Here is a 25,533-nt window from a genome sequence, read left to right as displayed (position 1 = left end):
GAAAAGAAATGAAGACATTAAAATCATATTATAAACTGTCAGGAATATTATTGAGCAGCCTTTTCCTGACGATGAGCTGCACCAAAGACTTTACGGAATTAAACACGAACCCTGCTGGGGTAACGGATGAAGAAGCCATGGGAGACTTTGCCTTGGTCGCTTCATTCCTTGCACAAGGACAACGAGCTATTCTTTCTGAAAATGTAGGTGAGTATCAAGTTTCAAACAACTTGACCAGCGATGCCTATGGCGGCTATTTTGGGGCTGAGGCGCCCTTTGTTGGGAATGCCAACAACCTGACCTATAGTTTAGTGCCAGGTTGGTATTCTTCCTTATGGGTTGACCGGTATATCCGAGCGATGAATCCCTTATCGAGAGTAGAGTTACTGACCAGGAACGACGAAAAAATGAAAGACATTTTTGCCTTTGCCAAAATATTGAAAGTGTCTGCCATGCATCGTACCTCCGATAAGGTTGGACCTATCATCTACAGTAAATACAATGCGCCAGATGAGAATGATCAGATCCATTATGACAATCAGCAGGATGCCTATAAAAACTTTTTTAAAGATCTGGATACCGCTACGACAATACTAAAAACTTACAAAGGCAAAGAGGTGTCTGCGGCCATGAAAAAGTCTGACTTGGCTTACACAGATAATAATTACGATCGCTGGTTGCGAATTGCCAACACCCTACGATTAAGACTTGCGCTTCGTATCGCATTCAAGGATGCTGCATTGGCTAAAACTGAAGGTGAAAAAGCCTTGAACCCTGAAAACGGAGGTTTATTGGAAGCCACAGCAGATAACTGCTTTATCAAATTAAGTACGGACCATCCATTGAACATCATTACTACGACATGGAGTGATACACGGATGCATGCCAGCATAGAAACATTTCTGGGCGGTTATAAAGACCCGCGTCTAGGAAAATTGTTCCAACCTGCTACGGACCCAGCGGTCAAAGGACAATTTAAAGGGATCCGTACCGGAATTGACATAGATGCAAAGAGCCGATATGATAACTATTCAAAATTACAGCCATTACCAAATAAGATGCAACTAATGGTATCCTCTGAGAGTTGGTTCTTAAAGGCAGAAGCGGCATTGAGAGGCTGGAGCAATGCAGGCAATGCCAAAACCAACTATGAAACTGGGATTGAAAGATCATTTGAAATGTACGGTTTGAGCGCACAGGCAACAGCTTACAAAAACAATGCTACCGACAAACCTATGCCTTACATCGATCCAAAAGCAATCAAGGCCGGACAGAACGATATCAAGGCTGGCTCTCCATATTTGAGCACCATCAGCATTGCTTGGAATGAAGGCGATAGCAAGGACAGGAAATTGGAAAGGATCATTACACAGAAATGGATTTCCATGTTCCCTGACGGAGATGAAGCTTGGGCAGAGTACCGCCGTTCGGGATATCCGATCTTGTTCCCAGTGGTGGTCAACTACAGTAACAACACGATCCCAACAGTCCCAGGAATAAGAAGGATGCCGTATCCGGAAAGAGAATACAACAGCAATAGTGCAGCAGTAAATGAGGCCGTGAAAATGTTGGGAGGGCCAGACAATGGCGGAACTCGGTTATGGTGGGATGTAGAAAACAAGAAATTATAGTAAATGATTCAGTGGTAATTTCAGGAGCGGAGAGGATTATTCCTTCTCCGCTCTTTTATTTCCGTTCATTATCGAACAAATAATGTCCGAAAATGAACAACTTAAGGACTAATCAAATCACAATTAATTGATTATAACCCAATTGATGCAATGGCAATAAAATTGCAAGCTGTATTCCATATCTATAGAACACAACTGCATCTGCTAAAATCTTAACAATGAATTGGAGCTATATAAAAATTGCTTGGCGAAATATCAGTAAGAAAAAACTTCAGAACATCATCAATTTAATCGGATTGATCTGTGGCATTACTTTTATCATGATCGTCGGTGCCTATATCTGGGATGCAAAGCAGGTGAATGCACATCTAAAAAACAAGGATCAACAATATCTATTGCAGAGTTCATATAAAAAGGAGGGTTTAGGATTAGACATCACCACTTTGGGTGCACTTCCGAAAGCACTGGCTGAGGAGTATCCTCAACTTGTTAAGAATTACTACAGACTCGACGGGCTGACTTGTATTGTGTCCAATGGTACAGATAAGTTTGAAGAAGGGGCAAGTTTGGGCGACCCAAGCTTATTAGCCATGTTTGGATTTGAGCTCCATGCAGGAGATATCAATACAGCATTAAAAGACCCTTTTTCATTGGTCATAACGGAAGCAGCCGCCATGAAATACTTCGGCCGAACCGATGCCCTTGGTGAACAATTATCCATTAGAAACTTCAATGGGGAAAAGCATGATTTTATGGTAACTGGGATAATCAAACCAAGTTATCAAAACTCAGTCCTTGAATTAACCCCTGCCCTACGCAGTGATTTCTTTCTTCCTATCGCTTCTGAGAAATACTTTGGAAGGGACATTGATAATTGGGAAAATCCATACATCATTGGTTTCTTGGAATTACAGCAAAACGTATCTCCAGGGCAGCTCACTACAGCGATAAAAACCTTAGTCAGCAAACATACTGACAAGACTTTTGCAGACAATTATAGTCCGGATCTAAAACCGCTGAAGTCCTATTACCTGGAAAGCAATGATGGAGCTATTCAAAAAATGATTGATATCCTGCTTTACATTGCTGGGTTCATCCTGTTGATGGCAATCATTAATTTCATCAATTTTAATCTCGGTCAAAATATAGGTCGTTTAAAAGAAATTGGGATCAGGAAAATAATGGGAGCCCAATCCAATCAGATAGCTTCTTTATTGCTAACGGAAAATGTAATTCTCCTGTGTTTGATTTTATTGATCTGCCTACCATTGTATATCCTAGCCAAACCACTTTTTGAAAATATATTCATGCGCAGGCTACCGCAATTAACAGAATTGCCCTATTATTTCTATTTGGGTATTTTGTTGTTTTCGATATTGATCGGGTTAATTTCAGGCCTATTCCCTGCTATCAAACTTTCAAGAAACAGCTTGTTAAATTCAGTAAAGCTTCAGTTTGACAAAGTAAAAAACAAACACAGCATTCGAAAAGCTTTGCTGTTCCTTCAATTTACTACAGCAATAGTCATTTTGACTTCCACTATAATCATTGCCAGACAGATCCACTTATTTGTCAATAGCGATTTGGGATATAATAAAGAATATATCCTCACGGTCCAGACGACTCGAGATTGGAGCCCTGAAGGTGTTCGGAAAACCCAAACTATCCAGCAGGAATTGGAAAAGCTGAATGAAATTGAAGATATCAGCTTATCCTATGAAACCCCAAATAATATAGTTGGGAAGGCAGAAATTGCATTGATGGACAAGTCTGATGAACCAATCAATTCTCAAATGATTATTTCAGATTCCAAATTTGCTGACACCTATCAAATCCCGATGCTGGCAGGTCAATTCTTTAGCTCCAACCTGGTAGATTCCATGGCCCCTCAAGAGGTGGTAATCAATCGAAAAGCGATGAATGTTTTAGGGTATGAGCATGCTGATGATATAATCGGCCGGAATTTAAGAATCAATGGATCAAATGACCCGATAAAAGTCGTTGGGATTACTGAAAACTTCATTCCCAACTCCATGCACAATCCAAATACTGCAATTATCTGGCTGAATGTGGCCCAGAATAATTTTTATCGCTATTTCAATATCCGAATGAAACCAGGTTCCATTTCAAATTCTATTCAAAACATTGAGAAGAATTGGCATTTCCTAATGCCCGATGCTCCATTTGAATACCATTTCATGGAAGAAAATATCCGGAAAATGTATGAAACCGAACTGCAGTTGTACAGAGCTTCAATTTCAGCTACAGTTATTACTTTAATTATCGTTTGCTTAGGCATTATCGGTTTGGTCTCCTTATCAATCAGTGCGAGAAGTAAGGAAGTAGGCATGCGAAAAATATTGGGCGCAAAACTATCAGATCTGCTGGTCTTATTTTCAAAAGAATATTACCTGTTGTTTATAGCATCTGTCCTGACGGCAGTTCCTATCAGTTTCTTTATGATGAAGAAATGGTTAACCAATTACGAATTTAGAATTCAGATTTCTGCCTGGAACTACCTATTACCAATCCTTCTGCTTTTGGCATTATTGGCTGGATTAATCCTCTTCATCTTATATAGAAACGGAAGAGGTAATCCTATCCATAGGTTGAAGGAAGATTAATTAATAGATCAATAAAAAAGCCGGCTTGAACCGGCTTTTTTCATATTTCTATACCTTCGGGATTTGATACCCGTTATTGTATTTCGCTGCTAGATAGCCATTCGCTTCTTCATCCGTAAATTTCGCCTTATCCTTATCCCAATAGAGCTTCTTACCAGTTCTGTAGGCAATATTCCCCATTTGGGACAAGATAGCAATATGAGCTCCAGCTTCCACAGGAGCATGTAAGATGCTCTTGTCTTTTGTGCGGATTGCGGTCACAAAGTTCTCCATATGTTTCTCCAAACCATTATCTTTTGAAGGTTGATGTGGAACAGCTTCCATCCTACCTTTCTCCGGAATGACTTCCCAGCCACCTCTATTCACCACCAAGGTACCATTGTTCCCGATAAACGAAACGCCATGATCTTTTCCATAAGGACCTAAATCAATACCTGTCGCTTGTTCCCATTGCAGGTAAAAGTCGTCAAATGCGAATACAGTAGTTAGGGAGTCCGGTGTTTCAGCGGCATCATCTGGATAAGCAAACTTACCGCCTGTTGCCATGATGGAGTTAGGGTTAGACACTTTCATGCCGATCAAGGCAAAGTCCAACATATGCACCCCCCAATCAGTCATCAGGCCACCTGCATAATCCCAGAACCACCTGAAATCAAAATGGAAGCGATTAGGATTGAAAGGCCGCTTTGTTGCCGGTCCTAACCATTTATCATAGTGCACTCCAGCTGGAGGAGCAGAATCTGGCTTTACAGGGATACTCTTCATCCAACCCTGATAAGCCCAAGCCTTGACAGACCTAATTTTCCCTAATTTGCCACTGTGCACAAAGTCCATCGCATCTCTAAAGTGCTGCTGACTACGTTGCCATTGTCCTACCTGTACAATCTTATCGTACTTTTTGTCCGCTGCCAACATCACTTCACACTCTTTGATGGAATTCCCCAAAGGCTTCTCCACGTACACATGCTTACCTGCCTTTACTGCATCGACCATCATCATGCAATGCCAATGATCGGGCGTTCCAACGATGACAGCGTCTACATTAGGATCTTTCAATAGATCCTTATATTCAATATATTTTTTGACCTTGATGTTTTTTTGTTCCAGTTCCGAGGATCTTTTGTTCAGCACATTTTCATCGACATCACATAAAGCAGTACAGGTAACATTATCTATTTTTAATATCGCATTCAGATTGGACCAACCCATGCCGTTTGTACCGATTAAACCTATACGCAAAGGGGTATTCTGATTAGCGAAAGCTTCCGTTCTAAAAAGCAAAGTCGAGGCGGCGAGCACGCCGGCACTCTTGAGAAAATCTTTTCTTTTCATTTATTGTTGTTGTTTTAGGTTTTAAAAAATTAGGTGTGTAATAAAAGTATTATTTACATTTCATCAAGATACAAAAAATCTGAAAAATTTAAGGCTATTTGATTTCAAAGAATTGACTGTTAGTAGTTAAGGATATTTTAGTATATTGTTATAAGCAAAAAAATGTACCCTATGGAAGAAAGTATCCCTTTTAAGCCGATAAACTTGCTTATTGTCGAGGACCAACAGATTATCGTGGATGGCTTGATCATGATCCTCAGCGGACACCCGAAATTTGGCGAAATCAATGCTTGCACAGATACAAAGGAGCTTTTGCATGCCATCGACACCTACAAACCCGATGTCATTTTAATGGACTTCAACATGCCCCATATGGATGGTATGCAATGTATTGAAGTGGTACTGGAAAGCAATCCAGACCAGAAAATACTGATGCTGACTGGTTATGATGACACCGAACTTATTCGTGAAGCGTTACGAAAAGGAGCTTTAGGCTATGTTCTGAAAAACATAGCAAAAGATGAATTGATCAAAGCTATTGTTGCCGTAAATGAAAGGAAGAGACATCTGGACCAACAGGTACAGAACAAGGTCGTTGAAGCATTTTTAATGAATGAGGAGCATAACAAAGTCGAACAAACCACCAATAAAGATGCTTTCAATCTATCGAATCGTGAAATTGAAATCTTGAAATTGATCGCTGAGGGTAAACCGAGCAGCAAGATAGCCGATCAACTCTTTATCAGTGCCAATACCGTAGATACCCACCGAAAAAACATCATGGCAAAATGTGGGGTCAAGAAAATAACAGAACTGATCACCTTTGCCAATAAGAATCAACTTCTTTAGCTTTTGAGAGGCAGGGTAATTGAAAAAAACGAACCTGCATCCAATTTGCTGTCTACTTCAAACTTTCCTCCAATTAACTGGGATCGGGTCAATATACTCTTTAGACCTAACCCTAACGTATTTTCAGGTTCATAAATAAATCCTTTCCCATTATCCTCCAGACTGATGATCAACTCCGATTCATTATCGATCAACTGAATATTGATTTCCGATGGCTGGGCATGCTTTACCATGTTGTTTAGCAACTCTTGGATGATCCTATAGATATGGACTTCCATGCTGGCCGATAGATTTTTGGAATCATATTGCTGGTAAAGGTTGAACTTGATATTCGGGTAGCTCGATTTGATATGGTTGACCAGTTCCTGAATGGCGGATTTCAAGCCCAGTTTACTGAGCGAAATAGGCATCAAATTATGCGAAATGGTCCGGATATCAGCATTGACCCGATCGACATCCTGCATCAATCTTTGGATATCCTCAGCAGCCTTTGGACTATCCAGATGATCCTCAAGATGGGTCAGTTTCATTCGGATGGCTGACAACTGGACTCCAGAGCTGTCGTGCAGTTCTTGGGCTATCCGCTTCCGCTCCTGTTCCACCGTCGCCATCAAGAGCTTGGTGTCTTCTTCCTGCTTCTTACCCAGTTCCATCAACATGGCATTATGCTGCTCATACATCTTCTTCAACCGCAGCATCATCAGGGTAAATACAATCAGGACCTCCCAGACCATAGACCAAAGCATCATGTTCTGAACGTGAATGGTCCATAGAAAAAATGGCACCTTGGAGATCACATCGAGCTCCAAATTGAAATAATACTGCCCAAGTTGCCTGATACTTGTAGTCAGGATCGTATAGGCATGAGGTGCAAAGGCAATCATAAACCAAATCGTTTCGGTCTTGTTCCTTTGCCTGGTCAACAATATTACCAATATGTACAAAATAATCCCACAGGTAATGGAGAACATAACCGTATTCAACTTTTGGATCAGAGAGAATATGGAGTGTGGGATCCATTGATAGAACATCGCAATAATGGTCAGCAGCAAAGAACATAAAACAAAAACCCAGAGTACCTTATCCAATCTCTTAACAAAACGACGGGTGACAAAATATTCCCGAAAAAAACTGACCCCAAAAATCAAATACAGGTTGGTGAAGATATAACTGGAGATATTTTGAACCGATGGATAATCTCCCCACAAATACTTATAGGAGAGTCCTAAATCGGAATAGATATAGCTGGCTCCAAAAAATATATAAAAGAAAAAAGCCCATTGCTTTCTTTCTTTGGTCAATACCAAGGTGATGCCCAAGATAAAAAGGAACGCTGTGGTAATGAAAAAGAAGTAGGAAATGGTTGTCGTTTCTTTTAGGTAATAGGCCTCCCGTTCATGTTTATCCCACAGCAATAAATTGAAATTGATGGCCGAATAGTCGGAATGAACCTTCACAAAGTAATTTCCAATTTCCAATGGTTGCAATTCTATGGAGAATATCAGGTTTTGATGCTTAACCGTACGATTGGCAAAGGGATAACTGGAACCAAGGATCTTGACTAGTACAAAGCGATCTCCAATTTTTTTATACAAGGTCAGCGAATTGAGATTGGGATTGGTAAACTCTAAATATAGGTTTCTGGCAACAGAATCCTGATTAGCCAGATTTACCCGTACCCATAGGTTACCATCTACTTTTCCAAAATTATAGATGGGCTCCTGAAAGGGTTGAAATTGATTCTCAGCAGGAAGGCTATCGCTTGCAGTGTTATCATAGTAGTAGGCTGTAGAAGTGGAAATATTGAGGTGCTCGGTCGTATCAGGTAACAAAATGGTCTGCGCTTCCAATCGACTGGAAAACAAACTGAGGAGCAGACTAACTGCCAGTGTCAATATCAAACCATGCAGCTTCATTATCCTAATTTACAGTTTAATCCTGTAGAAAACCTAGCTAAAGCACTATAAAATAAGGCTATCCGACCGAATATCACCTTTTCAGGTTAGTGAAATACACCAAAAAAGGGATTTGGTTAAAATCCTCTTTTTGGATGTTTTATGCGGTCGAAATTTGTCGTCACTTTGAGTTAACAAATCAGAAAGGAGAAAAATATGAAAACCTTAAAAATAAAATCGCTCTTATTCGGCCTTGCTTTGATTGGCTTAAATTATCTTCAAAGTTCTTGTAGCCGCTATTACTATCAGCCCAATGCAGTGAATGCTCCAATGATGAAAGAAAAAGGAGATTTAAAAATTGGGATATCAGGAACCACAAGCTCTGAGGATCTGAACGGTACCAATACCAGTTCATCCATTATCAATCTGCAAACAGCCTACTCACCCATCAAACATTTAGGTGTGATGGTCAATTACTCCAATTACAATTACAACTTTAATGAGGAAGATCCATCAATAGGAAATGTGGATGCCCATGCGGGGCTATTTGAAGGAGGCATCGGTGGTTATTATCCCATTATTGCCCGTGAAAACGGATTTGGTCTGATTGCCGATACTTATGTTGGATACGGCGGAGGTAAACTGAGCAGTGATGTGAACATGAATTTTAACCGGACCTTTATCCAACCAGGTATAAACCTTACTTTTCCATATTTTGATGTAGGTCTAGCGACTAGGATTTCAGGTATCAAATATAGTAATTTTGACGCCAATGGCATGACCCCTGAATATATCACCGAACATAAATTGGACAATATCACAGATAAAAGACATTATTTCTTTGAACCGGCATTTACCTTAAGGGCAGGATATAAATTTGTCAAGGCAGAATTGCAGGTCGTGGGAAGTACCCCAATGAGTGAGATTGATTGGGAAAGCAAAGGAACGGTTGTCACCTTCGGGATCCATTTCTCCTTGATGGATGCTATAAAATTTGCAAAAGATAGATAGTGAATCATCCAAAAATAACGGAGCAAATGTTTGCTCCGTTATTTTTATTTAAGCACCCACTTTAAGGATTTCTTTATCTTTTCATACTCCGCTTCAACAGCCTTATTCCATTCTTCAGCAGAAGTTACCTTTCCAGCTCGATTCCAAACCGCACCATTATAATACACAAAATCTTCATCGTTCCTAGCCTTGCTTGATAGCAAGAATTGCTCAGGCCTTCCGGAATCTAAAATGACCTTTTGCTTTGGGATGATGACCGCTATTCCGATCTGTCCATTATTTGCAATTTCCGGCTCCCAATAGGCCAATGTTTCATTTTTTTGCCCAACTGCAATTTTTGGCTGATCTTCTTTCCGTTTAGCAACCCCGATCGCAATTGCAGTGTTACTGGCTTTACTATTTTGAACCTGCAACACTATTTTATTGAAATTACTGCCCGCATCCAAGCTTATTATCTTATTCAATTTCACTTCCTGCCCGTCCAACTCCTCCGGATCATACTCCAATTTAAAGGTGGTCCTTAAGGGTCCGTTATCCAAGATCTGGTATCGACGATAATGCTTTGTAAATTTCAAACCTTTATGGGAAAGTAAAGCTACATCTCCTGCACCAAGCGTTTGCCCAACGGTATAATAATCCATTCCTTCCCCGTTATCCTGATGGTAGTTTTCTACCTTATACCATTTATTTATGATCAATTTATCGGTTCTCTTCGCCCAATAGTCCATCCCTTGACCATCATCTTTTCTGCCTTCCAATGCCTTTCCATATAAGCGGAAAGCCACGACATCATTTTCCCAAGCAAAATCATCAAAACGTTCAGGCACATAGCGAGCAAAGGTTTTTGGTTCTATCCCAGTTCCTGCTTGTTTGTCTAGCTTATATTTTATGGTAGTCAGGGCAGGAAGCTCCACTTGGATCAGTACATTCACAGGAATGTCAGCACCCAACCTTTCTAATTGAAAGGGAACATGCTGATTTCTTTCATCGAGAATACTAAAGACCGTATCGACCTTAAAATGTTCCTTAAATTTTTGAAATGGAATGGAAATCAGTTCTTTTCTAGGATGCTTACTTGGATTTTTCACCTCAATATATTGGGCATGGCTAATTGCCAAACAGTGTATTATGATTAGGCAAGTCAATAGGAATCTCTTCATAGCTACTAATTTCAGAAAATGAATCTATCGAAAAAAGAGATATTTTACCCCAACCCTCCTCAAATCGCCTGAATGCTTTTGATATTTACGCCATTGAAGCACCCATCTTGACAATTGCCCTCAACATAACCAGCTAAGGAAATCATACCGTTGTTTTTAGTTTCAAAATACAGCTTTGCATTTTTACGCTTGATTATCCAATCCGTTTCTGCTAATTTATAAATTTCATCTAGGGTCCTGATTTGGGATGCATACCCTACTTTAGCACCTAATTTCCCAAGATTATTTTCGTTTTCGGTCCACTGTAAGAATTCAAGAAGTGTTATACCCTCCTTTTTTAATTGTTTCTCAAATTCTTTCCCCTTTTTCTTAAGGATCTCATCTAGCTCATTCGATGTCCAGCCATTTGCCGGCAATTGCACAGATTCAAACGCAGTAAAATAAAACTCGCGTTTTACAACCTTTCCAGACTTAATCGTCAGCTTTGTCTCCCAAGAATATCCAAAATATGAATTCCCCGTAACAATGTAAAAGTAGCTGTTGTTGCTGTTCGCTTTAAACTTCTGAAAAACATCATAACTGTCCTTAAATTCAGATTCATATTTAAGATCTGACTTCTCACAGGATAAAAATAAAAAAGGAATCAGCAAGGAAATAATAATTGATTTAATTCGCATAACTTTAAATTTTTAGGTGTATAAACATTAGTTTTAAACTAAAACGAAAGACCGATAGATTTTGCCACAGGGAATCAAAAAAACTACCCCAAGTTGAGGTCTTTTGATTTCTGGATTTTTATTAGGGGAAGAAGTAAATTGAATCACATTCTATTGGGACGGAAATACTCTCTACTAAATACTACGCAAGGGTGGCAGGATTGCTTCAGCCCCACAGGCCCCAAACTCTAACCCTGAAGCTCCTTCGGATCGAACCACGGTTCGAATCTGCCACACCCGAACACAAAAAAAGCCCGACCTAAGTCGAGCTTTTTTGTGTCGGGGTGGCAGGATTCGAACCTACGACCTCCACATCCCAAATGTGGCGCGATACCGGGCTACGCTACACCCCGAAAAGGTATCACCTTTGATTTTGTGTGGCACAAATATAAGGGGATATTTTTTAAATCCAATACCTTAAATAATTTTTCTGTGTAACCCATTGACTATTTGATGGATATTTTTAAAATCCATCGTAAAAAGCAGATAAAAAGACTATTTTAAGGTCACATCCAAATACACTGAATGACGGCCATACGTATCATAGAACGGTTTATAAACCACGCCGTCAATCTGGAATTCCAATTTCTCAGGATTGCCACTGATGGATTTCCCTAAATCCTTTGCGTCTAAGGTTACCTTCCTCCACTCCTTTTGAGGTTCGGTTTCTTGTGCCGCCAATAGAATTGGACCATAGAATAAACTCGCAATATTGGGTTGATCCATGACCGGATCCAAATGGAAGTCAAATGGCATGGTCAATTCTATGTTATCGCCATTTTTCCAGTCCCTTTCAATTGCAAGATAAGTACCTGGCTTAGCTTCCACTTTTTGATCTTGACCGTTAATCTTCACAAAGAATCCTTTTGTTGCCCAATTAGGTACACGAACTTTTACTGCAAACTTGCCATTTCCCTTGATGTCCAAGCGGGTGCTATTTTGTTTAGGATAGCTGGTAGTCTGCGTTATAGTGATCCCTTTCTCCTCCCAGTTCAGGGTAGATGGAATAAACAGATTCACATAAAGTGCATTATTGTCCTTACTTCTAAAATAGATCGTATTCTGCAATTTTGTACTGCTTTCGATTGCGGTACCATTACAACAGGTAAATCCTTTCATGTCGGGGTTACCAAATTGCTTGTTTGCTCCCGGTCTCAAGGATACGTGATAGGTATTTGCAGGGCTGTTTTCAGCTACTGAAGCCAAGATATGGTTATAGAGCCCTCTTTCATAATAATCCATGAGTTCTGCGCGCTGATCGAAGCGGAACAGATCACTGGTTAATTTCAACATGTTGTAGGTAGCACAGGTTTCATTCTGCCCACCAGCTGAAAAACCATTCTCATATAGTGTAGCTGGCTGGCTGATAAAGCACTCTGCATTTGCAGGGTTTCTTGCTCCTGCCACACCACCAATGCTGTACATATAGTCATTGACGGCCTTGTACCAAAAGTTATCCGCAATCTTGAAATAATTCGGATCATTGGAAGCTTTGTACATTTCAATACTTCCTACAATCTGAGGAATATGCTGGTTGGCATGCAAACCACGAAAGGTATCCACGTTCTTTGCCAAGCCATGTGAATGTTCAGGATCACCATAGAACATCTTGATATTATCGAATAACTGAGCCGTAGCAAGGAAATGAGGGTTCTTAGTGATCTCATACAACCTCGCCATGGATTCATTCATCCCTCCAAACTCACCTGCGATATAGGTGTTCCACATTTTGATCAGGTTATCCTTCGGAATCTTATTCAAGCGTTTATAAACCCACTCGCCCATTCCTTCGGCTACCTGAAGCGCTTTTTTATTTCCAGAAACCTGATGGATATCAATAAGTCCAGCCAATATCTTGTGCAGGGTATAATAGGGTGCCCAAACCTGGGTAACCTTGGTGCCATAAGTAGCTCCATTCTCCAGCATGATGAATTGATCCGGTGGATAGGCACTGATAAATCCTTCGCCCCAGTTCCAATAATCGGTACGGATACCAGCTTCTGTTAAATCAGAATCAAAAGCGGTTTTGCCAGGACCAACAGGTATGGCAGTGGGGTCTGAAACATGTTCACCTCCATTGCTTTTAGCTTTTCCAGACAACTGTGCTAAATCATACAAAGTATTCACCATGTAGTCCATTTTTTGGGCAAAGTTATCCTGTAGAGTCTTATCATAGGCCGTACTCGCATAGGCCTGAGCAATAGCAGTCAAATAGTGTCCGGTGGCATGTCCGCGGAGTTTGGTATCCTGACTGTCCCACACCCCTAAAGGAATGGCTCCAGCAGGCTGTTTCTGGCCAAAGGCATGGCGAAACATGTACAAGAAAGAGTTTGGGTCGGTCTTGGCTAAAGTATTGACGAACTTATCACGGTTTTCGATAAATTTAGTTTCTTCATTATGGCTATCCGCATTCAAGGATACCTGGCTCAGTTCAAAAGGCAATAGTTTCTCGGATGGGGTCTTGCTGTCAGCAAAGCCCTTCACCGTTACAAAAGCTTTCGGTTGTAAGTCTGTTCCTGGGATCCGCCCAGTTACCACATATTCTCCGGCTTTCAATACCGCATCGTTATCAATATCTGCTGGCCATAGAACACGAACCTTCGGTCCTTGAAAACCTTCTTTATACTCACCCTCCACGAAAGAAGGCAATCGAGGAAGCTCACCCAATGCAGTCTCTACGTTAACGTCCGAAACTTTAAGCAAATACTGGTTATAAAGCTGTGCTTTTGTCAATTCATAGGTCGGAAGATTATCTTCTGCCTTTCCCATTGTTTTCTTGTCCTCACGAACGGCATTCTGACCGTTAAAATAGATTCCCGAAACCTGTTTTTTGGTCAGGGCAACTCTATAGATTCGGAAATCATGAACTAACGCATTTAAAGTAGACCCATCAGCTGACAAGGATTTCCCGATATTGAACTTTCCAGAGGGTTCAAACAACTTGGCAATCTCTTTAGGGATTTCATTGCCTTCGGCGACCTGTTTTCCATCTACATAAGTAATGATGTTTTTCGAAAATACATCGACTACAATTGCAACATGTAGCCACTTATTCAATGCAGGCACTGCTGCAATGGCTCCGCCTTTATTTTCTCCTTGCTCGGTGATCAATGCCTGAAAACCCTTTTGAGAGGAAGTTCCAAAAGGTGCAGCAAAGAAATGTTGGTTATTATCCTTTCCAAAGTCAAAGATATACTGTCCTGTTCCGTCCGATTTCAAGGAAAGCCAAACCGAAATACTTAAGGACTCCAAGCCGTTTAAGGTCCCAGCAGGCAAGGTCAGATAATCATCCTTTCCTCCAGAAAGTGAAAGCACATTGCCGAACTTTTCATCTTTAATGAATTTGGGCTGGTTGTTTTTCGAATTGGCATGCAAGCCATTCCTTGACCAATCCTTGAGACTACCATCAAACACATACCGTGCGATCATGCCAGTTTCACCGATTCCATCCAATATCTGATCCCCCGACTCTTGAGCTACCAACAGGTTAACTCCGCCAATCCAAACGATCAACAACCCAAATATCTTTGCCATGCTATTTGTAAGACCCATAAAAATTCTTGAATACTTAAATAAATAATGTTTTCCTGATCTAGATTTCTCAGATTTTAAAGTTGGAAAAAAACTTCCTATATCTTCAATCCCTTTTTAGCCAGTATTTACAGGATTTTAACTTCCGTAAAAAACAAAAGAGCCATCCGCTGATGGCTCTTTCTAGGTTTAGGTTTTTGTTTAACAATAATTAAAATTTTCCAGTTCTTTTATCCCACCACATCTGTTCACCCCAAACAAAATCTTTCAGTTTTTCTGCTTCTTTATTTACATTGGCTGCATTATAAAGGTATTCATTGTTTGGATATGGTAATCGGAATGGCTGATCGTTATGCGCTTTGCCATAAATAGAGTTCAATGAAGGGTAATTGGTAGACGGAATACCGGTACGACGGTACAGGGTCCATGCTTCGAAATTATTCTTGAACAAGGCTACCCACATATCCCAATAGATACGGTCTTTCGTATTATTCCATTTTCCTTTGCCAGCCAAATATTTCACGATATCAGCTTCTGCAATCTGGTTGTCTTCCATAGAAATCCTGACTGCTTTTTCATAAGCCTGTTGAGCGGTCATTTTAACATTATAACCAAGCATCGCAGCTTCAGCTAGGATATAAAAAGTCTCAGAAGATTTATAGAATGGCGTAAATCCAACAGGATCGTTCATGTATTTATCACCAATGAATGAAATGGAAGTTAAGGGAGTAGGTCCGCTTTTCGCTCCATTTTGATAGCCACGATAAACTCCATCGGAGGTTTTGTTTGCTACTTTGGCAATCCTTGGATCTTCTGTTTCCAATAAATGATCGATAAAAATATCAGCCATCCCAAAATTGTCTATACGCTTGCCTACGATACCGTTGTTATACCAAGGCTCGTAATATGGAGCTGCTCCAGGATATTTAAGGTAACAGTTCTCGGCATTGGTTTCCAAAACAGGGTATTTGGTTGAATTGCCTGCAATCTCTTCAATGGTCGATTTGGCTAATGCTGGAGCAACCCCCGAAATACGCATGGCAAGGCGAAGACGAAGGGAATTACAGAACTTCTGCCATTTTTCCATATCACCTTCATAGATGAAATCGCCGGCACCCAGCTCATCTGTCCCTAATCCTGCCGCCATTTCATCAGCAATGGTTTTTAAGTCCTGCAAAATCTTAGGATAAATATCCTCTTGCTTATCATAGGCAGCCTTTAGGATATTGCCCTTATCTTCCGCCCCTTTCAAGGCCTCTGAATAGGGAACATTACGCCATCCATCGGTCAAATAGGACCACATATAATTTTGCCAAATACGGGACACAAAACGGATGTTTTTAAAACCATCCGGACTTGCATCGGTTAATTTCATCAGTTCCTGCAACTGCGTGTTGTTATAATAACATGCCGCCCATCTATTTCCGAAGGTATTATTGGTAGGGACCAATCCCCCCATATAGTCCATATACTGGATCTTCACGATATAACCTGCAAAAGTACCGTAGCCATCCACATCACCCCCAAAAGATTCACCGGTATTGCGCAATACATTGGCCAAGATATTGGTTGGCGGCACCTCGGTCAGCGCATCAGGATCAGTGTTGACTTCTTCAAAAGATTTGGTACAACTTGATGTTGCCAGCCCTATCATCAAAAAGCAAGCAATTGTATATCTATTAAATTTAATTCTCATGATTTCTGTTTTCTTAAAATGTAACCCCCAACTTAAGACCGATACTGCGAGATGAAGGCACTGAAGCTTGTTCAAAACCTACCCCACGGCTATCACTCGATACACCTCCTGTTTCAGGATCTATCCGCATAGTATTGGATTTATGTGTCCAAAGCAGTGCTAGATTGGAACCAATCAAAGACAGATTTACTCGTTTGATACCACGCATATTCTGTAGGTATCTAGAAGGAACATTGTATGAAAGATATGCTTCCCTTAGTTTCAGGAATGAACCATCAAAAACATAGGTCTGAGCAATACCACCGCTTTCAAACCAAGTCTGCGCGTCAGTTTCGATTGTATTTTCAACCCAGTTTCCGTTTGCATCCTGCATAACGAATTTCTCATCGGTCATCACATCTCTACCTGCCACGATCGCCTTTTCACGAATTCCGTTCTCTGCAGTGATGGATGCAACCCCAGCTGTATAGGAGTGGCTCATGGTTTGTGACCAGATATCACCTCCAACGCGTAGGTCAAACATAAAGCCCATGGAGAAGTCCTTGTACCTGAAATCATTTCGCCAACTGGCTAAAAATTTAGGCGTAGTATTTCCAATAATCTGGGCATTCTTATTCACTACCAAACCTCGGTTATTCACCTTGATCGCACCTTTCATCGGTCCGTCTTCAACGCGGTCATATCCCCCGCCAATCAACGAGCCCCAACGTTCGCCTTTACGGGCAACATTGGCTATACCCCAAGTCCATCCAATCTGATAAACATTTAAGTCCAGCTCTGGATAGAGTTCGATAACCTTACTGTTATCTTTGGCATAATTGATATAGGTCGTCCAATTAAAGCCCTCTTCTTTTCTAATCACATCTCCTCTTAATTGCACCTCAATACCTTTATTCTCAATTTCTCCAGCGTTTAGCAGCATGGAACTAAATCCAACCACATTGGAAGTCGTTACCGCCAAGATCTGATCTTTTGTTGATTTATAGTAGTATACGACATCGGCATGGATTCTATCATCCAAGAAACCGATCTCGGTACCGATCTCCCAAGTCCTGATTTGCTCTGGTCTTAGGTTTTCATTCGGGAACACCATCGAGCGGAACATCTGTGCTACCCCCCCAAATGCGTTGTTCTGCGGGTAGTAATATGCTCTATTCTGGTATGCTGTAGTACCCGCACCAATCTCTGCCCAGCCACCTCGGATTTTCCAAAAGTTCAACACACTATTTTTCAGACTCGGGAAACTACTCGTAGGCAACCAGCTCATACTGATGGAAGGATAAAAGAAATCATCCTTAATTGTGGAACTCCAATCATTTCTGGCACTCAAGTCCATATAGATCTGGTCTTTCCAGCCTAGGTTGGCAGTCGCAAAAACAGAATTCGAACGGACATGGCTATGGTCCATTGTGGTAACCGCATCACCGACCCTATTGGCAATGGTATATACTCCCAGAACCGTCAAAGCATCCGCTCCCATTACATTGGTTTCCCACATCAGGTTCCTGTAATTCGCTCCAGCAGATGCCAAAACGTTGAAATCGCCGAATTGCTTGTTGAAGGTTGCAATGAAATCGAGGTTTAATTCTGTATTGTCTGTCTTGCGGTCGCGGAATCCACCATAAGGAAAGGCACTGTTATAATAATTTTGCTCAAAGGCCTTTAAATTGTAATAATCCAGACCGGCACGTCCTTCGAATTTCAAGAATTCAAAAGGTTGGTAATACAAGGAACTCTTTCCGAAAAAACGATCCCTTTTGTAGGAGTTCGTATTCTCATAGATATTGAAATAAGGGTTCACATGATAATTGGTATTCCAGTTGTAATAGGTATAGTTTCCTTGTTCATCCCTTTGATCCCAATTGTCTTTTAGGCTTTGCATATTGATTTGCCTACCTGACCAAATAAATCCGTTCATCGGGTTGTTGCCATCATAACCTTGGTTCAAGATATTATCGCTCTCTGTACGGGTATAATTGGTGCTCACATCGAATGAAACTTTTTCTGAGATGCTGGTATTGTTGTTCAACTGCAGACTGTACCTTTTTTGGTCGGTATTCGGAACTGTACCATTTTGGTCCCTAAATGACAGGGAAGCACGAGTGCTCGATTTATCACTTTGGGCTAAAATGGAAAGGTTATGGTTCATCGAGAATCCAGGTTGGAAAAAGTCTCGGATATTATCTTTTTGAGAAACCCAAGGCGTAGGAGTCCGAACCCCATTATTCACCGGACTATCAAATTGCGGCAGTTTCAGCCCAACATCCAAACGCGGTCCCCATGATTCATCGAATCCATCCCATACCCCTGTTTGCCCTGTTCCATCCACATAGGCGAAACCTTTAGTCTGCGCATAATCTTGATAAGAGATCTTGCCATTCGTTGCCTGAAAGTCATTATAGTGTTTTTCATCACCATTATATCCTTGACCGTATAGGTTTTGGACTTTTGGCAAGTAGGCCGCTTGGTCCACAGAGAAGTTACCATCATAGGATAACTGTATGCCTTTGTCACCTCGCTTACCTGATTTGGTTGTAATCAAGATTACACCATTACCCGCACGCATACCATATAAGGCAGCTGAACCTCCTTTAAGGACGGTTATTGTTTCGATATCTTCAGGATTGATATCGTTTATTCCTGATCCGTAATCGACACCTGAATAGGTATTATCTCCGGAACGCTGAGTATCATTGGAAATAGGCACCCCATCGACTACGATCAGGGGTTGCTGATCAGCCTTTACAGAGGAGTTCCCCCTTAAACTGATCCGGGATGACGCTCCTACTGTTCCTCCAAATTGATTGACCTGGACACCTGCTACCTTTCCAGATAGTGCACTGGTCACATTCAACTGACCAGCTTGGGTCAGCTCTTTCGCCCCTACTTCCTGCACCGTATATCCCAAGGATTTCTTTTCCCTGGAAATACCTAATGCAGTGACAACGACTTCGTCAAGCCCTTCTGTACTGGGATCCAGTATGATTTCTAGAGTGGTCTGATTTGATAAGTTGATAACTTTTCTGCTGTATCCCAAGGCTGAGACATTCAACTGTCCAGCTTGATCATAAGAGAGAGTAAATTCACCATTGGCACCGGTTTGAGTCGCAGTACCATTTTTCAATGCTAGTGTAACTCCTGGGATTGGTGCCCCGCTTTCGTCGACTACTCGGCCTTTAAGTTGTGTTTGAGCAAACAAAACGGTCGAGAAGAATAGACTAGCTGCCAAAGAGGTAATAAATCTTTTGTTCATCTAGTTAGTGTTTATTGGTTATTCAATTTCTGACCTCCTAATTTCCAAAGATTTAAGACAGCATAGTGACCGTATTATACCCTATTACAACCGTATTTTAACCTTAACATTTAGATTTTAACCTTTCGGTAAACATTAGTGTAATCAAGAAAAACAAAACCTAAAAGGTTCATTTATTGCGCTTTAGCCAGATCAAAAAATAATACTTTAAAAAACAGGTGGATATTCAGGAATAAATATGGAATTGGTTTATATTTTTTTTACTTTTGCAGGCATTCGACGAAATGTGGAATATTTTTAAAAAAGAATTTTCAAATATCAAAATAAAGCTGTAATATTGCATTCCGATTTTTACAGGTTAAATATCGTTATTAATTACTCAGAATCATGGATTTAGTAAAATTTGTAGAAGAACAAGCGGTAGTAAAAAATGAAAATCCCGCTTTCAAAGCCGGAGATACCATCAGCGTTCATTATAAAATTCGCGAAGGAAATAAAGAGCGTGTACAGGTGTACCAAGGTGTGGTAATTCAATTAAACAGCGAAGGAGCTAATGCTACTTTTACCGTTCGTAAAATCTCTAACGGTATTGGTGTAGAGCGTATTTTTCCTGTAAACTCTCCTAACATTGAGAAAATAGAAGTTAACAGCATTGGTAAAGTACGTCGCGCTAAATTATTTTATTTACGTGGTCTTACCGGAAAAGCTGCTCGTATCAAATCAAAAAGATAATCGAGAGACTTTAAAAATTATATTTAAGGGCTTCGCATTTGCAAAGCCCTTATTTATTTGTCCTTAAACCAAGCGCGCTTAATTCTGTATGACAACAGGCTTGGTTCCCATAATCTCATCAATCTTTTCTTTCACTTCTGCTGTAATCAGGGGAAGTACATCCAATGCTTTTAGGTTTTCGGTCAACTGACTTTCTTTGGTCGCTCCCAAGATTGCCGTTGTTACATTCGGATTGCTGATGCACCATGCTATGCATAAAGTTGGCAGTGAAACTCCAAGCTCATTGGCGAAAACTCCTAGCGCCTTCACCCGATTCAATTTATCATTAACAACAGCCTTATCCCGCAACCATTCATAGCCTTCCAGGGACATTCTTGAACCTTCTGGAATGCCATCATTATATTTACCAGTCAAAAGCCCAGAAGCCAAAGGACTCCAGATGGTAGTGCCCATGCCAACATTTCTAAAGATTGGATCATAATCTACTTCAATCTTTCTTCTGTTGAACAGGTTATATTCAGGCTGTTCTACTGATGGACCTTCCAATCCTAGATCCCTGGCAATCATGTGTGCCTCCATGATTTCAGCTGCTGACCATTCCGAGGTCCCCCAATAGAATATCTTTCCTTGTTGGATCAAGGTGTTCATCGTTCTGACCACCTCTTCAATGGGGACATTTTGATCAGGCCGATGACAATAATAAAGGTCCAGATATTCAACCTGCATCCTTTCCAAGGCTTCATGACAGGCTTCCATCAAATGCTTTCTGCTCAATCCATGTTGGTTCGGCTTCTTGTCTACGCCTTTCCAGCCAAAGTAAGCTTTGCTAGACAGGACATAGGACGACCTATCCCAGTTCAGCTTTTTCAAAACCCTGCCCATCATTTCCTCAGAAAGCCCAGCAGAATACACTTCAGCATTGTCAAAGAAATTTACGCCGGCCTCATAAGCCTGTGCCATCAGGCGCTCATTGGTGTTATCATCAGTTTGTCTGGCGAAAGTGACCCATGAGCCAAATGACAGCGCACTCAGCTGAAGGCCACTCTTTCCCATTCTTCTGTATTCCATATTATTTGATTTTTACCCTAAAGTTAGCAGAATTCCAATTCCACAACCATCTGTGGAAAGTAAAAAAACGACTAAATACCGTTCCAACTGATTGACTTTCGTTTCGTTAACCTCACAATTGGTTTCGAACGATTTTTTTTAGACCTTATTTAATAAAAATTCGTACCTTTGTATCCCGTACATAGAGCAGATGAACGATGCTTTTTATCTAGGCATCTAAGTTAGAAATCCATTATTGTTATGACTAAATATATCTTTGTTACGGGCGGCGTAACTTCGTCGTTAGGGAAAGGAATTATTGCAGCTTCCCTTGCCAAGCTTCTCCAAGCACGTGGTTTAAAAGTAACCATCCAGAAATTTGACCCGTACATCAATATTGATCCAGGAACATTGAACCCTTATGAACATGGAGAATGTTATGTTACAGAGGACGGTGCAGAAACGGACCTTGACCTAGGTCACTACGAACGTTTCCTGAATGTCCCTACTTCCCAAGCAAACAACGTTACAACAGGCCGTATCTACAGCCATGTGATTGAACAAGAACGCGCTGGTGCCTACCTTGGCAAAACCGTTCAGGTCGTTCCTCACATTACTGATGAGATCAAACGCCGCATGTTGCTATTGGGTCAATCTGGTGAATATGATATCGTCATCACTGAATTGGGTGGTACCGTTGGTGATATCGAATCCCTACCTTTCATTGAGGCAGTACGTCAATTACGTTGGGAGTTGGGCAATAACGACTCTTTGGTAATTCACTTGACCTTGGTCCCTTACCTCGCTGCTGCTGGTGAGCTAAAGACCAAACCTACTCAACACTCCGTAAAAACATTATTGGAATATGGTGTTCAACCAGACATCTTAGTATGTCGGACTGAACACAAACTGAACAATGACATCCGTAAAAAGTTAGCTTTGTTCTGCAATGTAAACATCAATGCCGTAGTGGAATCTATCGATGCTCCTACGATTTATGATGTGCCATTGAATATGTTGAAAGAGCAATTGGACAAAACTGTTTTGGCGAAATTGAAACTTTCAACCAAAAATGAACCAGATCTAGAAAACTGGAAATCATTCCTAGGCAAATTGAAGAACCCAACAGACGAGGTGAACATCGGTCTTGTAGGAAAATATGTGGAGCTTCCAGATGCCTACAAATCTATCGCGGAAGCCTTTATCCATGCAGGTGCTACCAATGAAACCCGCGTAAAAGTAAAATATATCGCCGCAGAAAGTGTCAACCAAGAAAACGTTGCTGAAAAACTGAAAGGTTTGGACGGTGTATTGGTAGCTCCAGGATTTGGAGAGCGCGGACTTGACGGAAAGCTAGAAACGATCCGTTACGTTCGTGAAAACAAAATTCCTTTCTTCGGAATCTGTTTAGGCATGCAATGTTCGGTTATTGAATTTGGAAGAAACGTATTGGGCCTAAAAGGTGCAAACAGCTTCGAAATGGATGAAAATACGCCACATCCAGTAATCAACTTGATGGAAGAACAAAAGAACATCAAAAACATGGGTGGAACCATGCGTTTGGGTGCTTATGATTGTGAAATCAAAAAAGGAACAAAGGCATATGGCGTTTATGGCAAGTCAAAAATTACTGAAAGACACCGCCATCGTTACGAATTTAACAATGCGTATCTAAAAGATTACGAAAAGGCCGGAATGATTGCCTCAGGTATCAATCCAAGCACTGGTTTAGTGGAAATCGTGGAACTAAGGGACCATCCTTTCTTTGTTGCTGGACAATTTCATCCAGAATTAAAGTCAACAGTGGTAAATCCTCACCCACTTTTTGTTAGCTTTGTAGCCGCTGCATTAACACATAAAAAATCAAAGTAGAGTTTAGACCTCTATATATTAATAGTAATTAATAAACAATGGATAGAAATAACATTCTAGGTTTCATCTTCATCTTTGCCATCTTGGCTGGATCCTTCTACTTCCTGAAGCCATCCGATGCCGAGATCAAAAAGGAACAACAACATCAAGATTCAATCAAAAGAGCAAAAGAAGGTTTGGCTCCGATCAGCGACTCCTTAAAAGCTGCTACCACTACCACTCCTGCCGTTGCAGATTCTGTGCTGTTGAGCCAACCTTTTGGTTCTGCTTCCGTAGGTTCGGAGCAGATCGTTACGTTGGAAAACGAACTCCTTAAAGTAAACGTAAGCACCAAAGGTGGTCGTGTAAAATCAGTTGAACTTAAGGGTGAGACCAATTTTGACGGATCTAAACTTATCTTATTCGAAGGCGATGACAACCGTTTTGGCCTTGAATTCAATATCCCTGGAAAGGCTGTAAAAACGAATGACCTGTTCTTCCAAGCCCAAGGAGCTAGCTTCTCGGTCGCTGGACAGGACGCCAAATCATTGACCATGCGCCTTTCATACGCTGCAGACAAATACATTGATTATATCTATACCTTAAAAGGCAATGATTACAACGTTCAGTTTGACATCAAAACCGTTGGAATCGGAAGCTTGGTGGATGTAAGCTCGAATAAAATGTTATTGAACTGGGAAACCACTTTATTGCAAAAAGAGCGTAACGTAAAGTCTGAACGTGAGAAGTCGGGAATCTTCTATAAAGAAGTAGACGGTTCTGTAGACCATCTTTCAGAAACTAGCGATGATGAAGAGAAATTAGAAAAGAAAGTATCTTGGATTGCTTTCAAACAACACTTCTTCTCTAGCATCCTGACCAGCAAAGAAGGTTTCGTAAATGCAGACCTTAAATCAACCTTGATCACTCAAGACAGTGTGGTAAAACATTACCGTGCTTCCACTGAACTGGCATTAAACAAACAAAATGAAAGCCTTCATGGCTTCAGCTTCTTCTTCGGTCCTAACCAATACAAAACGTTAAAGGCTGAAGGGAATGGTTTCGACAAAATCATTAATATGGGCTGGGGACCAATGGGCTGGATCAATAAATTCATCACCGTTCCTATCTTCGATTTCTTAGATGGTTTCAACATGAACTATGGTATCGTAATCTTGATCCTTACCTTGTTCCTTAAACTCCTGATGTTCCCATTAACCTACAAGTCTTACCAATCTATGGGTAAAATGCGTGTGTTAAAACCTCAGCTGGACGAGATCAAAGCAAAAGTTGGTGATGACAATCCAATGTTATTGCAACAGGAACAGATGAAGCTTTACAAACAAGCTGGAGTAAACCCACTTGGTGGATGTCTCCCTCTATTGCTTCAGATGCCTTTCACCTTAGCATTCTTCTTCTTCTTCCCGAACTTGTTCGAATTACGTGGAGAAAGCTTCATGTGGATCAAAGACCTATCAACATACGATGCGCCGATCACCTTTGCACCTCTTCCTTTATTAGGTGTAGACCACATCTCGTTCATGTGTATCTTGATGACCTTGACAACCTTGTTGACCACTTGGTACAACAACTCCACATCAGGAGCTGTAAACAACCAAATGAAATACATCGGGTACATCATGCCATTGGTATTCTTCTTTGTATTGAATAGCTTCCCAGCAGGTCTGAACTATTACTACTTCCTGTCTGCGGTTCTTACCTTCTTAACCCAAGTGATCATCCGTCAATTCGTAAACGACGACAAGATCCTTGCAGGTATCGAAGCAAACAAAAAGAAACCAGCATCTGAAAAGAAACAATCCTCCTTCCAAAAGAAAATGGAAGAAATGATGAGAGCTCAACAAGCCGCTCAACAGAATAAGGACAAAAAATAAAACAACAATCCCCGGTCAGAAAAAACCGGGGATTGTTGTTTTATTAGTATTGAGATGGGAGTATTGAGATATGAGATATCAACCGTAATAACTATTTTATTAGTATTGAGATGTGAGTATTGAGATATGAGATATCAACCGTAATAACTATTTTATTAGTACTGAGATGTGAGTACTGAGATATGAGATATCAACCGTAATAACTATTTTATTAGTATTGAGATGTGAGTATTGAGATATGAGATATCAACCGTAATAACTATTTTATTAGTATTGAGATGTGAGTATTGAGATATGAGATATCAATCTT

15 protein-coding genes and 1 tRNA gene are annotated in these 25,533 nt (G+C 40.7%); 7 read left to right on the top strand and 9 right to left on the bottom strand.

Going from position 1 to position 25,533, the window contains the following annotated elements; genetic code table 11:
* Window positions 1–8 precede the first annotated feature (8 nt).
* Both NMK93_RS03905 and NMK93_RS03900 read left to right on the top strand, forming a co-directional pair.
* A complete protein-coding gene (locus NMK93_RS03905; RefSeq protein WP_185210606.1) occupies window positions 9–1,631 on the top strand; it encodes a SusD/RagB family nutrient-binding outer membrane lipoprotein in 1,623 nt (540 codons plus the stop codon).
* 218 nt (window positions 1,632–1,849) lie between these two features.
* Window positions 1,850–4,255: an ABC transporter permease gene (locus NMK93_RS03900; RefSeq protein ID WP_254529709.1), complete on the top strand. Its 2,406-nt coding sequence runs from the start codon at window positions 1,850–1,852 to the stop codon at window positions 4,253–4,255.
* Between the two features lie 48 nt (window positions 4,256–4,303).
* On the opposite strand, the gene NMK93_RS03895 is transcribed toward NMK93_RS03900, so the two are convergent.
* Window positions 4,304–5,587 carry a Gfo/Idh/MocA family protein gene (locus NMK93_RS03895; RefSeq protein WP_185218267.1) on the bottom strand — a complete coding sequence of 428 codons (1,284 nt, stop codon included), beginning with the start codon at window positions 5,585–5,587 and terminating at the stop codon, window positions 4,304–4,306.
* 171 nt (window positions 5,588–5,758) lie between these two features.
* Between NMK93_RS03895 and NMK93_RS03890 the strand changes: the two genes are divergently transcribed.
* A complete protein-coding gene (locus NMK93_RS03890; protein WP_254529707.1) occupies window positions 5,759–6,436 on the top strand; it encodes a response regulator transcription factor in 678 nt (225 codons plus the stop codon).
* On the opposite strand, the gene NMK93_RS03885 is transcribed toward NMK93_RS03890, so the two are convergent.
* Window positions 6,433–8,352 carry a 7TM-DISM domain-containing protein gene (locus NMK93_RS03885; protein ID WP_254529705.1) on the bottom strand — a complete coding sequence of 640 codons (1,920 nt, stop codon included), beginning with the start codon at window positions 8,350–8,352 and terminating at the stop codon, window positions 6,433–6,435. The two genes, NMK93_RS03890 and NMK93_RS03885, sit on opposite strands and share 4 nt — an antisense overlap.
* Before the next feature lie 195 nt (window positions 8,353–8,547).
* Here NMK93_RS03885 and NMK93_RS03880 point away from each other — a divergent pair, with 195 nt between their 5' ends.
* Complete coding sequence (locus tag NMK93_RS03880; RefSeq protein ID WP_254529703.1) at window positions 8,548–9,342, top strand: hypothetical protein; 795 nt, start codon at window positions 8,548–8,550, stop codon at window positions 9,340–9,342.
* Between the two features lie 44 nt (window positions 9,343–9,386).
* Here the strand turns inward: NMK93_RS03880 and NMK93_RS03875 are convergent, their stop codons facing one another.
* From NMK93_RS03875 to NMK93_RS03850, 6 genes are all read right to left on the bottom strand, one after another.
* Window positions 9,387–10,502: a DUF4861 family protein gene (locus NMK93_RS03875; RefSeq protein WP_254529701.1), complete on the bottom strand. Its 1,116-nt coding sequence runs from the start codon at window positions 10,500–10,502 to the stop codon at window positions 9,387–9,389.
* Between the two features lie 59 nt (window positions 10,503–10,561).
* Window positions 10,562–11,179 carry a hypothetical protein gene (locus NMK93_RS03870; protein WP_254529699.1) on the bottom strand — a complete coding sequence of 206 codons (618 nt, stop codon included), beginning with the start codon at window positions 11,177–11,179 and terminating at the stop codon, window positions 10,562–10,564.
* A gap of 318 nt (window positions 11,180–11,497) precedes the next feature.
* A tRNA-Pro gene (locus tag NMK93_RS03865) sits at window positions 11,498–11,571 on the bottom strand.
* Between the two features lie 142 nt (window positions 11,572–11,713).
* Window positions 11,714–14,752: a beta-L-arabinofuranosidase domain-containing protein gene (locus NMK93_RS03860; protein ID WP_254529697.1), complete on the bottom strand. Its 3,039-nt coding sequence runs from the start codon at window positions 14,750–14,752 to the stop codon at window positions 11,714–11,716.
* A gap of 208 nt (window positions 14,753–14,960) precedes the next feature.
* A complete protein-coding gene (locus NMK93_RS03855; RefSeq protein WP_237219441.1) occupies window positions 14,961–16,445 on the bottom strand; it encodes a SusD/RagB family nutrient-binding outer membrane lipoprotein in 1,485 nt (494 codons plus the stop codon).
* A 13-nt stretch (window positions 16,446–16,458) separates the two neighbouring features.
* The gene (locus tag NMK93_RS03850; RefSeq protein WP_185210652.1) at window positions 16,459–19,698 is read right to left on the bottom strand and encodes a SusC/RagA family TonB-linked outer membrane protein; all 3,240 of its coding nucleotides are present in this window, start codon (window positions 19,696–19,698) and stop codon (window positions 16,459–16,461) included.
* Between the two features lie 387 nt (window positions 19,699–20,085).
* Between NMK93_RS03850 and rplS the strand changes: the two genes are divergently transcribed.
* Window positions 20,086–20,430, top strand: a complete 345-nt coding sequence (rplS, locus tag NMK93_RS03845; RefSeq protein ID WP_093098782.1) for a 50S ribosomal protein L19 — start codon at window positions 20,086–20,088, stop codon at window positions 20,428–20,430.
* A gap of 78 nt (window positions 20,431–20,508) precedes the next feature.
* Here the strand turns inward: rplS and NMK93_RS03840 are convergent, their stop codons facing one another.
* Window positions 20,509–21,498: an aldo/keto reductase gene (locus NMK93_RS03840; RefSeq protein WP_185210654.1), complete on the bottom strand. Its 990-nt coding sequence runs from the start codon at window positions 21,496–21,498 to the stop codon at window positions 20,509–20,511.
* A 240-nt stretch (window positions 21,499–21,738) separates the two neighbouring features.
* Here NMK93_RS03840 and NMK93_RS03835 point away from each other — a divergent pair, with 240 nt between their 5' ends.
* Entirely contained in the window at window positions 21,739–23,349 is a 1,611-nt protein-coding gene (locus NMK93_RS03835; protein ID WP_185210656.1) for a CTP synthase, read from the top strand.
* Between the two features lie 38 nt (window positions 23,350–23,387).
* Entirely contained in the window at window positions 23,388–25,223 is a 1,836-nt protein-coding gene (yidC, locus tag NMK93_RS03830) for a membrane protein insertase YidC (protein WP_254529695.1), read from the top strand.
* Window positions 25,224–25,533 lie beyond the last annotated feature (310 nt).

This window comes from Sphingobacterium sp. LZ7M1 (assembly GCF_024296865.1).
In the GTDB taxonomy this organism is placed as follows: domain Bacteria; phylum Bacteroidota; class Bacteroidia; order Sphingobacteriales; family Sphingobacteriaceae; genus Sphingobacterium.
This window is presented reverse-complemented; position numbering and strand designations above follow the sequence as displayed.

Excerpts from the sequence above, each read along its gene's own strand:
- NMK93_RS03905 (WP_185210606.1), top strand. The coding sequence starts at position 9 with ATGAAGACATTAAAATCATATTATAAACTGTCAGGAATATTATTGAGC.
- NMK93_RS03840 (WP_185210654.1), bottom strand. The coding sequence starts at position 21,498 with ATGGAATACAGAAGAATGGGAAAGAGTGGCCTTCAGCTGAGTGCGCTG.
- NMK93_RS03890 (WP_254529707.1), top strand. The coding sequence starts at position 5,759 with ATGGAAGAAAGTATCCCTTTTAAGCCGATAAACTTGCTTATTGTCGAG.
- NMK93_RS03850 (WP_185210652.1), bottom strand. The coding sequence starts at position 19,698 with ATGAACAAAAGATTTATTACCTCTTTGGCAGCTAGTCTATTCTTCTCG.
- NMK93_RS03835 (WP_185210656.1), top strand. The coding sequence starts at position 21,739 with ATGACTAAATATATCTTTGTTACGGGCGGCGTAACTTCGTCGTTAGGG.
- yidC (WP_254529695.1), top strand. The coding sequence starts at position 23,388 with ATGGATAGAAATAACATTCTAGGTTTCATCTTCATCTTTGCCATCTTG.
- NMK93_RS03880 (WP_254529703.1), top strand. The coding sequence starts at position 8,548 with ATGAAAACCTTAAAAATAAAATCGCTCTTATTCGGCCTTGCTTTGATT.
- NMK93_RS03895 (WP_185218267.1), bottom strand. The coding sequence starts at position 5,587 with ATGAAAAGAAAAGATTTTCTCAAGAGTGCCGGCGTGCTCGCCGCCTCG.
- NMK93_RS03875 (WP_254529701.1), bottom strand. The coding sequence starts at position 10,502 with ATGAAGAGATTCCTATTGACTTGCCTAATCATAATACACTGTTTGGCA.
- NMK93_RS03885 (WP_254529705.1), bottom strand. The coding sequence starts at position 8,352 with ATGAAGCTGCATGGTTTGATATTGACACTGGCAGTTAGTCTGCTCCTC.
- rplS (WP_093098782.1), top strand. The coding sequence starts at position 20,086 with ATGGATTTAGTAAAATTTGTAGAAGAACAAGCGGTAGTAAAAAATGAA.
- NMK93_RS03860 (WP_254529697.1), bottom strand. The coding sequence starts at position 14,752 with ATGGCAAAGATATTTGGGTTGTTGATCGTTTGGATTGGCGGAGTTAAC.
- NMK93_RS03900 (WP_254529709.1), top strand. The coding sequence starts at position 1,850 with ATGAATTGGAGCTATATAAAAATTGCTTGGCGAAATATCAGTAAGAAA.
- NMK93_RS03870 (WP_254529699.1), bottom strand. The coding sequence starts at position 11,179 with ATGCGAATTAAATCAATTATTATTTCCTTGCTGATTCCTTTTTTATTT.
- NMK93_RS03855 (WP_237219441.1), bottom strand. The coding sequence starts at position 16,445 with ATGAGAATTAAATTTAATAGATATACAATTGCTTGCTTTTTGATGATA.